The sequence below is a fragment of the Streptomyces sp. NRRL S-31 genome, from assembly GCF_000718775.1.
GTDB lineage: Bacteria > Actinomycetota > Actinomycetes > Streptomycetales > Streptomycetaceae > Streptomyces.
The window spans coordinates 35,818-48,295 of sequence record NZ_JOCB01000033.1 but is presented as its reverse complement, the minus strand read 5'-3'; the positions used below and the strand labels follow the sequence as shown (position 1 = coordinate 48,295).

The 12,478-nt window shown below is 72.5% G+C and carries 11 protein-coding genes; 3 read left to right on the top strand and 8 right to left on the bottom strand.

The annotated features are described in order from the left end of the window. Positions 1 to 95: 95 nt before the first annotated feature. Both IF37_RS0115380 and IF37_RS0115375 read right to left on the bottom strand, forming a co-directional pair. On the bottom strand, positions 96 to 1,019 hold the full coding sequence (locus tag IF37_RS0115380; protein ID WP_030742173.1) for a serine hydrolase: 924 nt from the start codon (positions 1,017 to 1,019) through the stop codon (positions 96 to 98). Positions 1,020 to 1,350: 331 nt separating this feature from the next. Beyond that, the gene (locus IF37_RS0115375; RefSeq protein WP_030742171.1) at positions 1,351 to 2,109 is read right to left on the bottom strand and encodes a GntR family transcriptional regulator; all 759 of its coding nucleotides are present in this window, start codon (positions 2,107 to 2,109) and stop codon (positions 1,351 to 1,353) included. Positions 2,110 to 2,307: 198 nt separating this feature from the next. On the opposite strand from IF37_RS0115375, the gene IF37_RS0115370 reads away from it, so the two are divergent. Beyond that, positions 2,308 to 2,763 carry an ATP-binding protein gene (locus IF37_RS0115370; protein WP_079165749.1) on the top strand — a complete coding sequence of 152 codons (456 nt, stop codon included), beginning with the start codon at positions 2,308 to 2,310 and terminating at the stop codon, positions 2,761 to 2,763. On the opposite strand, the gene IF37_RS0115365 is transcribed toward IF37_RS0115370, so the two are convergent. From IF37_RS0115365 to IF37_RS0115355, 3 genes are read right to left on the bottom strand one after another with little or no spacing between them, the layout of a single operon-like run. Next, entirely contained in the window at positions 2,747 to 4,432 is a 1,686-nt protein-coding gene (locus tag IF37_RS0115365; RefSeq protein WP_030742166.1) for a thiamine pyrophosphate-binding protein, read from the bottom strand. The genes IF37_RS0115370 and IF37_RS0115365 overlap by 17 nt on opposite strands. Beyond that, positions 4,429 to 5,409, bottom strand: coding sequence for an agmatinase (gene speB / locus IF37_RS0115360; protein ID WP_030742164.1), 981 nt, complete (start codon positions 5,407 to 5,409; stop codon positions 4,429 to 4,431). Before speB ends, IF37_RS0115365 begins: the two co-directional genes overlap by 4 nt. A gap of 56 nt (positions 5,410 to 5,465) precedes the next feature. After that, the gene (locus tag IF37_RS0115355; RefSeq protein WP_030742162.1) at positions 5,466 to 6,926 is read right to left on the bottom strand and encodes a sodium:solute symporter; all 1,461 of its coding nucleotides are present in this window, start codon (positions 6,924 to 6,926) and stop codon (positions 5,466 to 5,468) included. Between the two features lie 189 nt (positions 6,927 to 7,115). On the opposite strand from IF37_RS0115355, the gene IF37_RS0115350 reads away from it, so the two are divergent. Both IF37_RS0115350 and IF37_RS0115345 read left to right on the top strand, forming a co-directional pair. Then, positions 7,116 to 8,651: a PucR family transcriptional regulator gene (locus tag IF37_RS0115350; RefSeq protein WP_173456833.1), complete on the top strand. Its 1,536-nt coding sequence runs from the start codon at positions 7,116 to 7,118 to the stop codon at positions 8,649 to 8,651. Positions 8,652 to 8,714: 63 nt separating this feature from the next. Further along, positions 8,715 to 9,506 carry a phosphatase gene (locus IF37_RS0115345; RefSeq protein ID WP_030742157.1) on the top strand — a complete coding sequence of 264 codons (792 nt, stop codon included), beginning with the start codon at positions 8,715 to 8,717 and terminating at the stop codon, positions 9,504 to 9,506. Between the two features lie 96 nt (positions 9,507 to 9,602). Here the strand turns inward: IF37_RS0115345 and IF37_RS44930 are convergent, their stop codons facing one another. The 3 genes from IF37_RS44930 to IF37_RS0115330 form a co-directional block, all read right to left on the bottom strand. Continuing rightward, a complete protein-coding gene (locus tag IF37_RS44930) occupies positions 9,603 to 10,022 on the bottom strand; it encodes a hypothetical protein (RefSeq protein ID WP_173456831.1) in 420 nt (139 codons plus the stop codon). 313 nt (positions 10,023 to 10,335) lie between these two features. Beyond that, a complete protein-coding gene (locus IF37_RS0115335; protein WP_030742153.1) occupies positions 10,336 to 11,211 on the bottom strand; it encodes an acyl-CoA thioesterase II in 876 nt (291 codons plus the stop codon). A 35-nt stretch (positions 11,212 to 11,246) separates the two neighbouring features. Continuing rightward, positions 11,247 to 12,404 (bottom strand): acyl-CoA dehydrogenase family protein, encoded by a 1,158-nt coding sequence (locus IF37_RS0115330; RefSeq protein ID WP_030742151.1) that lies wholly within the window; start codon positions 12,402 to 12,404, stop codon positions 11,247 to 11,249. Positions 12,405 to 12,478: the final 74 nt, after the last annotated feature.

Sequence of the window (12,478 nt, the reverse complement as noted above, 5' to 3'; positions counted from 1 at the left end):
GGAAGTGTGTCCGTGGGGAAGCCGTGCCGTAAAAGATCGCCCCCGCAGCGGCCCTGTCTTCCCTTTGGATCAGCCCTGCGGCGGCACGGCTTGGATCAGCCCTGCGGCGGCACGGCGACGAACGCCTCGCGCGGCTCGCTGGTCGGGGTGAAGCGGGTGACGCCCGCGGTGGTCGGCACCAGGTCCTTGTGGATCGCCTTGGCCACGTTCTGGATGGTGGTGACGCCGTAGTCCATGGTGCTGTTGTCCTGCGTGAGCACCGTGATCATGTAGTCGTGGCCGGCGCCGTTGAAGGTGCCCAGGCTGTGCACCCGCCAGCCGTGGGTGGAGCGCTGGAGCCAGCCGTTCTTGACGTGCACGGCGACCTGGGACGGAGCGCCGGCCGGGGTGCCCCAGCGCTGCGAGGAGACGACCTGGCCCATCAGCTTCAGGATGTAGGCGCGGGAGTTGTCGCTGAGCACGCTGTTCCTGGCGGTGATCAGCTTGAGGAGCTTCTGCTCGTCGCCCACGTTCTCCTGCGTCAGCCCCCAGTAGCCGTTCGCGCCCGGCACGGTCTTGGTCATGCCCGCGGCGGCCAGGAAGCCCTTGATCTTCGTCGTGCCCAGCTGCTTCCACAGCTTGCTGGTCGCGTTGTTGTCCGACTGCGTGATCATGGCCTTGGCGAGCGACTGCTCGGTGGTCGTCAGGTACCGGTTGTGCTTCTTGGCGTCCCACAGCAGCGTGGCGAGCACGGTGACCTTGACGGTGCTGGCCGAGTCGTAGGCGCTGGTGGCCCGCAGCGTGCAGGTCGTCTTGGTGCTGCGGTCGTACAGACCGATGGCGACGGTGCCCTTGCGGTTCGCCAGCGCGGCCGTGATGTCCTTCTTCAGTTTGTCGGCCAGGCCCGCCTTGGCGGAGGTGCAGGCCACGGCCGGCGTGGCCGCGGCGGCCGGGGTGGCGGCGGTGACGGCCGGTATGAGCAGCGCGGCACTGACGGCGGCCGCGAGCACACCGGCCCGACCGGATGTCCGGTAAGTCATGAATTTCCCCTCGAACGTCGTACGGGCGTCCCCCTGAACGCCGTTGAGCGCACCCGTGCGCTACCTGACTGGACTCGCCAAGGGGATCGAAAGTTGCACGCGCGTTCGGAAAAGGGGTTGCCCGGACCGCCGAGGGGGCACCGAGCCGCCGCTGCCGCCCCCGTTCAGCCCAGGTGGGTGGGGGCGAACATGCGGAGTACGGCGGGGAGTACGAGGACGACCGAGGTGCCAACGCGACCGGACGGAGCGACCGCCCGGCCAAGTCGGCACCTCACGACGTCAAGTCATGCGGAACGCACCGCACTTGCCGCCTGTGCGGCGGCCACACGGTTCATGCCTCGAAGTCGTACTCCAGCACATAAGCGGCCGAGTCCAGCACCATCTCGTTCACCTCGACGACCCGCCGCTCGGCATCGAAGGCGGTGCGCACGATCAGCACCACCGGCACTCCGGACGGCAGCGCCAGCCGCTCGGCTTCCCCCTGTGCGGGCATCCGGGAACGGATCTCCTCACGGAAGCGGACCGGACCGTGACCGAGGTCCGCGAGCCTGGCGTACGTTCCACCGGGCCCCGTCTCCGGCCGCGTGATCGGGGAGCCCGCCACGAGGTCGGCCGGAAGGTAGGACGTGGACAACAGCACCGGCTTGCCGTCGAGGACGAAGCGACGCCGTCGAATGCAGACGGTCACACCCTCCTCCAGTCCCATGACCGCCGCCACGACGGCCGGCGCCACCCCTTCCGACACCTCCACGGAGTCGACAACCAGCTCCCGGTCACCGATGTCGGCCGACCACACCGAGCGCCCCTCACCCCACCGCGCACGCGCGAGACGCTCGATTCCGCGGCGGCGGACGGGCCGGAAGTCCCGGACGAACACCCCGGCGCCCTTGCGCGCCTCGGCGATGCCCTCCGCCTGGAGCACACCCAGCGCCTGCCGAGCCGTCATCCGGGCGACCCCGTGCGCGGCCATCAGGTCGTTCTCACCGGGGAGCCGGTCGCCCGGCCCGTACCGTCCGGCCTCGACAGCCGCACGCAACTCCGCGGCGATGCGCTGATATTTGGGCTGGCGCCCCGAGTCCCGGCTGCTCATCCAGACTTCTCCCTCGATCATCTCTAGACATCCTAGGCATCAAAGGTCTCGCACCCCCAGTCAGACAGCGGTCACCTACGGCCACTACGGCTCACATCTCTAGAGATGCATTGCGCTGGACGGAGCCACCGGCTTTACTTCCTACATCTCTAGAGATGTAGGCCTTTTCATTCACATCCTGATCACCTCGGAGGTCCCGTGTCCGACGACACCGTAGCTACGCCACCCGAAGCTCCCGTCACGACCGAGGTCCAGTGGCGGTTACCCCACGACCCGCGCAGCGCCGGACGTGCTCGCGAGCTGCTTCGCGGGCAGCTTGCCGCATGGGGAGTCGACGGCGACCTCGCCGACACGGCCGGGCTACTGCTCTCGGAACTGATGAGCAACGCCATCCGGCACGCGCGGACACCGGCCGGTCGGGAGATCGGAGTGCGTGTCGCCCGGTGCGAGGGGCGGCTGCGTGTGGAGGTCGCCGACGCCGGCCGGACCCGGCCGGTGCCGAGAGAGGCGGCGGCCGACGACGAGCAGGGCCGTGGCCTCGCCATCATCAGCGCCCTGGCGACGCGCTGGGGTTGTTGCCCCCGGCGGCACGGCATCGGCAAGGCGGTCTGGGCGGAGTTGCCGATGCCGCCCCCGTTCAGCCCAGGTGGGTAGGGGCGAACATGCGGAGTACGGCGGGGAGTACGAGGACCGAGGGGCCGGGGGTCGCCAGGGCCTTCGCCAGGTCGGCCTCCAGGGTTTCCGGGGTCGTGCGGAGGCCCGGGACGCCGAAGGACTCCGCCAGGGCCGCGTAGTCGGGGCGGGTCAGTTCCGTCGCCGTGGCCTGGCCGAAGGCGTCCGTCATGTACTCGCGGAGGATGCCGTAGCCGCCGTCGTCGACGATGAGCCAGGTGACGGGGAGGTCGTACTGGCGGGCCGTGGCGAGTTCGGCGACCGAGTAGAGCGCTCCGCCGTCGCCGGAGACCGCCAGGACCGGGCGCGTGGGGTCCGCCGCCGCCGCGCCGAGGGCCGCCGGGAAGCCGTAGCCGAGGCCGCCGGCGCCCTGGGCCGAGTGCATGGTGTTGGCGCCCCGGGGGTCGAACGCCGACCAGGCCCAGTACGCCAGGATCGTCATGTCCCAGAAGGACGGGGAGCCGGCGGGCAGGGCGCGGCGGACCGAGGCCAACACGTCCTGCTCCAGCGTCAGTTCCTGGGACGCGATGCGGTCGGCGACCTTCGCGAGCAGCTCCCGCACCCGGTGCGGCGCCGTCTCGTCCGTCCGCTCCTCCACCGTCTCCAGCAGGGCCTGGAGGGCCGGCCGGGCGTCCGCGTGGATGCCGAGCGCCGGGTGGTTGGACTCCAGCTTGCCGAGGTCGGCCTCGATCTGGATCACCCGGCCGCGGGGCCTGAACGTGTGGTAGTTGGAGGAGAGTTCACCGAGTCCGGAGCCGACCACCAGGAGGACGTCGGCATCCTCCAGGAAGTCCGTGGTGTGCCGGTCCTCCAGCCAGGACCGAAGGGACAGCGGGTGCTCCCAGGGGAAGGCGCCCTTGCCGCCGAAGGTCGTGACCACGGGCGCGTCCAGCTTCTCCGCCAGGCGCAGGAGTTTGCCGGAGGCGTCCGCGCGCACCACTCCGCCGCCCGCGACGATCACCGGGCGGGCGGCGCGGGACAGCAGGTGGGCCGCCACCGCCGTCAGTTCGGGGCGCGGCACCAGGTCCTCGGGGGTCGCGTCCGGGGCCGTCACCACGGGCAGCGAGGTCTCGGCCAGCAGGACGTCCTGCGGGATCTCCACGAACACCGGGCCGTGCGGGGCCGTCAGCGCCGACTTCCAGGCCGCCGCGACGGCCGAGGGGATCTGGGACGGGGTGCGGACGGTGTGGACCGACTTGACGACACCCCGGAACGAGGCCGCCTGGTCGGCGAGTTCGTGGAGGTAGCCGTGCCGGCCGCCGCCCAGGCCCGCCGTCGGGATCTGGCTGCTGATCGCCAGCACCGGCGCGCTGGCCGCTGCCGCCTCCTGGAGCGCGGCCAGTGACGTCAGCGCGCCCGGGCCGGTCGAGAGCAGCAGCGGGGCCGCCTCGCCGGTGATCCTGCCGTACGCGTCGGCCGCGAAGCCCGCGTTGTTCTCCACCCGCAGGCCGACGTAGCGCAGGGACGAGCGGCGCAGGGCGTCGAACATGCCGAGCGCGTGCTGGCCGGGCAGACCGAAGACGGTGGTCGCGCCGAGCCCGGCCAGCGTCTCCACGACCAGGTCTCCGCCGTTGCGCCCCTGGGGCGGGTCGAGGGCGGCGGCGATCTGCGCCTCGGTCGGGCGGAGTACCAGGTCGTGGTCGTGGGTCACTTCGCTTCCGCGTCCTTCCGGGCCGCCGCGATCCGGCGGCTCATGAGCGTGGTCAGTTCGTAGGCCGTGTGGGAGGCGGCGACCGAGGTGATCTCGGCGTGGTCGTACGCCGGGGCGACCTCGACCACGTCCGCCGAGACCAGGTTGCAGGAGGCCAGCCCGCGCAGGATCTCCAGCAGTTCGCGGGAGGTCATGCCGCCCGCCTCCGGGGTGCCGGTGCCGGGCGCGTGGGCCGGGTCCAGGCAGTCGATGTCGATGGAGATGTACAGCGGGCGGTCGCCGATGCGCTGGCGGAGCTGGTCGGCGACCTCGTCGGCGCCGCGGCGGTAGACGTCCGCCGAGGTGACGATGCCGAAGCCCATCTTCTCGTCGTCGGTGAGGTCCTGCTTGCCGTAGAGCGGGCCGCGGGTGCCGACGTGGGAGAGGGCGGAGGTGTCGAGGATGCCCTCCTCCACCGCGCGGCGGAACGGCGTGCCGTGGGTGTACTCGGCGCCGAAGTAGGTGTCCCAGGTGTCGAGGTGGGCGTCGAAGTGCAGCAGGGCCACCGGGCCGTGCTTCCTCGCGACCGAGCGGAGCAGCGGCAGCGCGATGGTGTGGTCGCCGCCGAGGGTCATCAGCCGGGCGCCGGTGCCGAGCAGGTCGTCGGCGGCGGCCTCGATGGTCTCCACGGCCTCGTTGATGTTGAACGGGTTCACGGCGATGTCACCGCCGTCCGCGACCTGCGCCAGGGCGAACGGGGAGGCGTCCTGCGCCGGGTTGTACGGGCGCAGCAGCCGGGACGCCTCGCGGATGGCGTTGCCGCCGAAGCGGGCGCCCGGCCGGTACGAGACGCCGGAGTCGAACGGCACGCCCACCACGGCGACGTCGGCGGTGCCGACCTCGTCCAGGCGGGGCAGCCGGGCGAAGGTGGCGGGGCCGGCGTACCGCGGGACGCGGGAGGAGTCGACGGGGCCGCGGGGCGTCTCGTTGCTGCTCATGGTGGAATGCCTTCTTTCCTGCGCTTCGTCGCGCATGTACTGCTTTCCGGACGACTCTACTGGTGAGCCGGGACCGGTTCGGACGCGAGTTCGGGTGACCGTCCGGCGAGGCGCTCGCGCCAGGCGGCGAGGACCGCCTCGTCGGTGGGCCGGGTGGCCAGGGAGACGGCGACGTAGGCCGCCAGGGAGGCCGGCAGGCCGTAGTAGACGGGCTCGTTGGCCAGGATGCCGTAGCCGGCCATCAGGCCGATGACGGCGAGACCGCCGACGGTGACGGCGGCCAGCGCGCCCTGGACCGTGCCGCGCTTCCACAGCAGGCCGCCGAGGATGGGCACCAGCAGGCCGCCGACGAGGAGGTTGTAGGCCACGGTGAGCGCCTCGACCACGTTGTTCAGCGCGATCGCCGTGCCGATCACCGCCACCCCCATGACCAGGATGAAGACGCGGTTGCCGCCCACCTCGTCGGGCTCCTCGCCGTCCCGGCGCACGAGGCCGCGCAGCCGTGACCAGATGTCGTTGTTGGCGACGGTGGCGCAGGCGATCAGGGCGCCGGAGGAGGTCGACATCACGGCGGCCAGGGCGGCGGCCAGCACCAGTCCGCGCACGCCGACGGGGAGTTCGTCCTTGACGATGGTGGCGAAGGCGTCGTCGGGGTTGCCCAGCTTCGGATAGAGCACCTTGGCGGCCGTGCCGATCACCGCGCCGGCGAGGGCGTAGGCCAGGCAGTAGGTGCCGGCCGCCGTCCCGCCCCACCTGGCCGTGGTGTCGCCGCGGGCGGTGAACACGCGCTGCCAGATGTCCTGCCCGATCAGCATGCCGAACGTGTAGATCAGCACGTACGTGAAGATCGTCTCGCCGCCGATGCCCAGCGGGTCGAAGTACGAGGTGGGCAGCTCGGCCCGCATCGCGCCGAAGCCGCCCGCCTTCACGACGGCGATCGGCAGCAGGAGCAGCAGCACGCCGATGGTCTTGACGACGAACTGCACCATGTCGGTCAGCGTGATGGACCACATCCCGCCGAGGGTCGAGTACGCGACGACGATCGCGCCGCCGATGACGATCGAGACCGTGCGGTTCAGGTCGAACAGGACGTCGAAGATCGTGGCGTAGGCGATGGTGGAGGTCACCGCGAGCATGAGGGTGTACGCCCACATGACCACGCCCGAGATCACCCCGGCCCGGCCGCCGTAGCGCAGGTCCAGCATCTCGGAGACGGTGTAGACCTTCAGGCGGGCGATGCGGGCGGAGAAGAAGACCGACAGGGCGAGCAGGCCGAGGCCGATGGTGAAGACCATCCAGGCGCCGGAGAGCCCGTACCGGTACCCGAGGCCCACCCCGCCGATGGTGGAGGCGCCGCCGAGCACGATGGCCGCCATGGTCCCGGAGTACATGACGGGACCGAGGCGGCGTCCGGCCACCAGGAACTCGCTCTTGGACCTGGCGCGGCGCATGCCCCACCAGCCCATCGCCAGCATGCCGGCGAGATAGACGACGATCACGGTGTAGTCGACGGCCATGGGCGGCCCTCCTTCGCGCACTTCCGGTGGCGTGTCGTGCAGATGCTTCGGCTGTACCGGCAGCGGCTCGCGGGGACATCCGCCCGTACCCGCGGCTGCCGTGCTCACTCGACAGTAGGTGGCCGGAAAGCGACTGCGAAGTGTACGTTTCATCCACAGGAACGGGGCGGGATGGAGGGTGTGCACACCATGCCGGAGACGACCGCCCCAGCGGTCCCGCCCACCCCGCCGGTGGCCCTCCAGGCGCTGCTGGCCCGGGAGGACCTCGCCCTGCGGCGGATCGCCGGTCCCCGGGAGCCGGGGATCGCGATCCACTGGGCGCACACCTCGGAGATGGCCGACCCCTACCCGTACCTGCTGGGCGGCGAGCTGCTGCTGACGGCCGGGGTGCACATCCCGGAGGCGGCCGGGGCGGGCCCGTACGCCGACGACTGCTTCGACGACTATTTCGACGGCTACGTGTCCCGGATCGTGGCCGCCGGCGGCGCCGCCCTCGGCTTCGGGGTGGCCCCGGTGCACGACACGGTCCCGCGCGCCCTGGTCGCCGCGTGCGACCGGCACGGCCTGCCGCTGCTGGAGGTCCCGCCGCAGACCACGTTCTCCGCCGTGGCCCGCGCGGTGTGGCAGCTGATGGCGCAGGCCCGGCTGGCGGAGCTGCGCCGGGTCACGGAGGCCCAGCAGAGCCTCGCGGCGGCCGCGTCCCGGCCCGACCCGGTCCCGTCGGTCCTGCGCCGGCTGGCCCAGCACCTGGGCGGCCGCGCGGTGCTGTACGGCCCCGACGGCACGGAGGTCGCCGGGGCGGGCCGGGAGGCGGTCACGGGGACGGGCGGGGAGACCCGGGAGGGGCTGCGGGCGGCGCTGGCGGAGCTGGCCGGGGTGGTCGGACCGGCCGCCCGGCCGCGTCCCTCCTCCGCCACCGATGCCTTCGGCGGCACCCACCTCGCCGTCTACGCCCTCGGTTCCGGTGAGGGGTTCGTGCTCGGGGTGGCCACCCCCCGGCGGGATCCCGGCGACCACACCATCGCCTCCGTCGCCGCCGTGCTGCTGGCCCTGCTGACCGGGGAGCACCAGAGCGGAGCCGGCGCGGCCCGGTCCTCCGCGCTGGTCCGGCTGCTGCTGGGCGCCCCGCCCGAGGAGGTGGCCCCGCTGCTCGGTGCCGGGCGGTGGCTCGTCGTGCACGCCCGGCCGGAGGTCCAGGCACCGGACCCGGTCGCCGCCTCCGCGCTCGGCGCGGCCCTCGGTTCACCCCTGGTCGACCTGGCGCGTGACGTCGTACGGGTGCTGGTGCCGGCGGACCGGGAGCCGGGGCCGCAGCCGGGCTGGACGCTCGGGGTGAGCGCCCCGGCGGGACCGCGGGAGTGGCCGGCCGCCGACACCCAGGCCGGCCGCGCCCTCGCCCGGGCCCGTGCCACCCGCGTACCGCTGCTCCGGCACGCCGCCCGGCCCGCGCTCGCGGACCTGGTGCCGCCGGTGGACGCCGAGACGCACGCCCGTACGCTGCTCGCGCCCCTCGCCGGGCAGCCCGCGCTCGCCGAGACGCTGCGCGGCTGGCTGTCGCTGCACGGCAGCTGGGACCGGACGGCGGTGGCGCTGGGCGTGCACCGCAACACCGTGCGGCAGCGGATCGCCCGCTGCGCGGCCCTGCTCGCCGTCGACCTGGACGACCCGGACGTGCGCATGGAGCTGTGGTTCGCGCTGCGCCGGGGTGACGGCGCCGGCACGTGAGGCCCGTCCCGGCGGGCGGTCGCGCCGGGGTCCGAGGAGGTGGGCTGCCCCACAATGGGGGGCATGCCGATACCCGGGACACCCAGCCGCGCCCAGCTCGTCGACCACCTGGTGCGCACCCGTATCGCGGGGGACGTCGCCACGCCCCGCGAGAACAACCTCTCCCACTACCGCCAGCTCGCCAACGGTGTCCGCGCCTTCTGGTTCGGCCTGGAGCTGGGCGAGCGCTGGACGGACGAACAGGACGTGCTCGCGGTCATGGCCGAGCGGGTGGGCGTCAACGACGACCCGGAGTACCGGTACGGACAGGACACCATCGACCCGGAGCTGACCGTGGACGCGCTGGAGCGGATGGCGGCGCGGCTGCGCAAGGCGGCCGAGGGGCGGCAGCGGGTGCTGTTCGCGACCGGGCACCCGGGCGGCCTGCTGGACGTCCACCGGGCCACGGCCGCCGCGCTGCGCGCCGCCGGCTGCGAGATCGTCGTCATCCCGGACGGGCTCGGCACGGACGAGGGGTACGTGATGCAGTTCGCCGACGTGGCGGTGCTGGAGCACGGCGCGACGCTGTGGCACACCCACTCCGGGGAGCCGATGCGTGCCGTCCTCACGGGCCTTGAGCGGGAGGGGCGTCCGCTGCCCGACCTGGTCGTGGCCGACCACGGCTGGGCGGGGTACGCGGGGCAGCACGGTGTCGACTCCGTCGGGTACGCCGACTGCAACGACCCGGCGCTGTTCCTCGCGGAGGCCGAGGGCACCGTGCAGGTGGTCGTGCCGCTCGACGACCACGTGGTCAGCCCGCGCCACTACGACCCGATGACCGCGTATCTGCTGGACCAGGCGGGCCTCCTCGCCTGACCGGGCCGCGGCCGCCCGGCGGGGCGGAGGGCGGGCGGCACACAAAGGTGCGGCCCCGCGAACGGGGCCGCACGTCGTGCTCAGTGGGCGTTCGGGTCAGTGGCCGCCACCGCCGCCGTGGCCTCCACCGCCACCGCCGCCGTGACCGCCGCCGCCACCACCGTGGCCGCCGCCACCGCCGCCGTGACCGCCGCCACCGTGGCCGCCGCCACCGTGGCCGCCACCGCCGTGGTCACCACCGCCGCCATGGCCGCCGCCGTGGCCGCCGCCATGGTCGCCACCGTGGCCGCCACCGTAGCCGCCGTTGCCGTAGCCGTAGTCGCCGTTGTGGTTGCCCCAGCCGTAGCCGCCGTCGTCGTCGCCCCAGCCGCCACCACCGTGGTCGCTGCTGTAGGAGCTGTTGTTGCCGTGCTCCGAGGCGAAGGCGCTGCCGGCCGTGCCGATTGCCGCTCCACCGGCCAGCAGCAGGCCTGAGGCGGACAACGCGACAAGACGCCGCGTGCGCTGTGATCGCATGGGAATACCTTCCATCTCCATCGTCTCTCGCGGGTCCCGGAAGGGGAGGCGCGAGGTGGATGGCCGTCGCCGCTGCCGAATAGGGAGGTGCGGCGCGGTCTTCAGGTGTCACCGCAGCGGGCTCGAACGGACCGGCCTCTCCACCGATGCCCTCGCGGTCCACCCGCGCGTGATCGCTCTGCGGGTGCCGCGGCCGGGAGCCCGGGGTCCGGGCGGCCCGTGCGCAGGGCATGCCGTTCACTGCGGCCCTTCACTCAACGAGCCTAGTCCCGCTTGCGCCACACGGCATCTCGGGCGGCACGTCCGGTGACGGTCACCTCGGGACGCGGACCACGCCCTCCTGGATGACGCTGATGGCGAGCCGCCCGTCCTGCGTGTATATCCGGGCCTGGCCGAGGCCGCGACCACCGTGCGCGGACGGCGACTCCTGGTCGTACAGCAGCCATTCGTCGGCCCGGAAGGGCCGGTGGAACCACATCGCGTGGTCCAGCGAGGCCCCGACGACGTCGCCGACGGCCCAGCCGCCGCGCCCGTGCGCGAGCAGCACCGAGTCGAGCAGGGTCATGTCCGAGACGTAGGTGGCGAGGACGACGTGGAGCAGGGGCTCGTCGATGGCGCCCTGGAGCTTGCCGTTGGTGCGGAACCACACCTGGGAGTGCGGCTCGCGCGGCTCGCCGTACCGGCCGTACGGCGGCTCGTCCGCGTACCGGAGGTCGATCGCCTCGCGGGCCTGGAGGAGCCTTTCGACGACCTCGGGGTCGAGGTGGCCGTGGCCGAGCAGCCGCTCCTGGGAGGTGGGCAGGGTCGCCGGGTCCGGTGCGACGGGCATCGGCGTCTGGTGCTCCAGCCCCTCCTCGTGCGCCTGGAAGGACGCCGACAGGTGGAAGATCGGCTTGCCGTGCTGGACGGCGACGACCCGGCGGGTGGTGAAGGAGCGGCCGTCGCGGATGCGGTCGACGGTGTAGACGATCGGGGCGCCCGGGTCGCCGGGGCGCAGGAAGTAGGCGTGCAGGGAGTGGGCCGGCCGGTCCGCGGGGACCGTCCGGCCGGCGGCGACCATCGCCTGTGCCGCGACCTGCCCGCCGAAGACGCGCGGGACGACGGCGGAGCGGGACCGGCCGCGGAAGATGTTCTCCTCGATCTGCTCCAGGTCGAGCAGATCGAGGAGATCCTGGAGTGCCTGGCTCATGGCGTCGGTTGTACCGGCCGGTGATCGCCCGGTCGTTACAGGCCCATGTCCTTGGCGATGATCGACTTCATGATCTCGCTGGTGCCGCCGTAGATGCGGTTGACGCGGTTGTCCGCGTACAGGCGGGCGATCGGGTACTCGTTCATGTAGCCGTAGCCGCCGTGCAGCTGGAGGCAGCGGTCGATCACGCGGTGCGCGACCTCGGTGCAGAACAGCTTGGCGGAGGCGGCCTCGGCGGGGGTCAGCTCGCCGGCGTCCAGGGCCTCCGTGGCGCGGTCGGCGACGGCCTCGGCGGCGTCCACCTCGGCCTGGCAGGCGGCCAGCTCGAACTTGGTGTTCTGGAAGTGGGCGACCGGCTTGCCGAAGACGGTGCGGTCCTGCACGTAATTCTTGGCGAACCGGACGGCGGCCTTGGCCTGGGCGTAGGCGCCGAAGGCGATGCCCCAGCGCTCGGAGGCCAGGTTGTGGCCGAGGTAGTAGAAGCCCTTGTTCTCCTCGCCGAGCAGGTCCTCGACCGGCACCTTGACGTCGACGAAGGCCAGCTCGGCGGTGTCGGAGGTGCGCAGGCCGAGCTTGTCCAGCTTGCGGCCGACGGAGTAGCCCTCGGACTTGGTGTCGACGGCGAAGAGGGAGATGCCGTGGCGGCGGTCCTCGGCGGTCGGCGCGGCCGTGCGGGCGCAGACGATGACCTTGTCGGCGTGGACGCCGCCGGTGATGAAGGTCTTGGCGCCGTTGAGGACGTAGTGGGTGCCGTCCTCGGAGAGCTTCGCGGTGGACTTCATGCCCGCGAGGTCGGAGCCGGTGCCCGGCTCCGTCATCGCGATGGCCCACATCTCCTCGCCGGTGACGAACTTCGGCAGGTAGCGCTTCTTCTGCTCCTCGGTGGCGAGCATCTTGATGTACGGCAGGGCGAGCAGCACGTGCACGCCGGAACCGCCGAACTGGACGCCCGCGCGGGCGGTCTCCTCGTAGAGGACGGCCTCGAACTTGTGGCTGTCCATGCCCGCGCCGCCGTACTCCTCGGGCACGTTGATGCCGAAGATGCCCAGCTCGCCGAGCTTGTAGTAGAAGTCGCGCGGCGCCTGGCCGGCGGCGAACCACTCGTCGTAGACGGGTACGACCTCGGCCTCGATGAAGGCGCGAAGGGTCTCCCGGAACGCCTCGTGATCTTCGTTGAACACCGTACGGCGCACGCCGCCACCTCCACGTACCTCGGCATGACTCCGGCCATGTCTAAGCGCTTGCTCATTCACCGTACCGGCGAGTA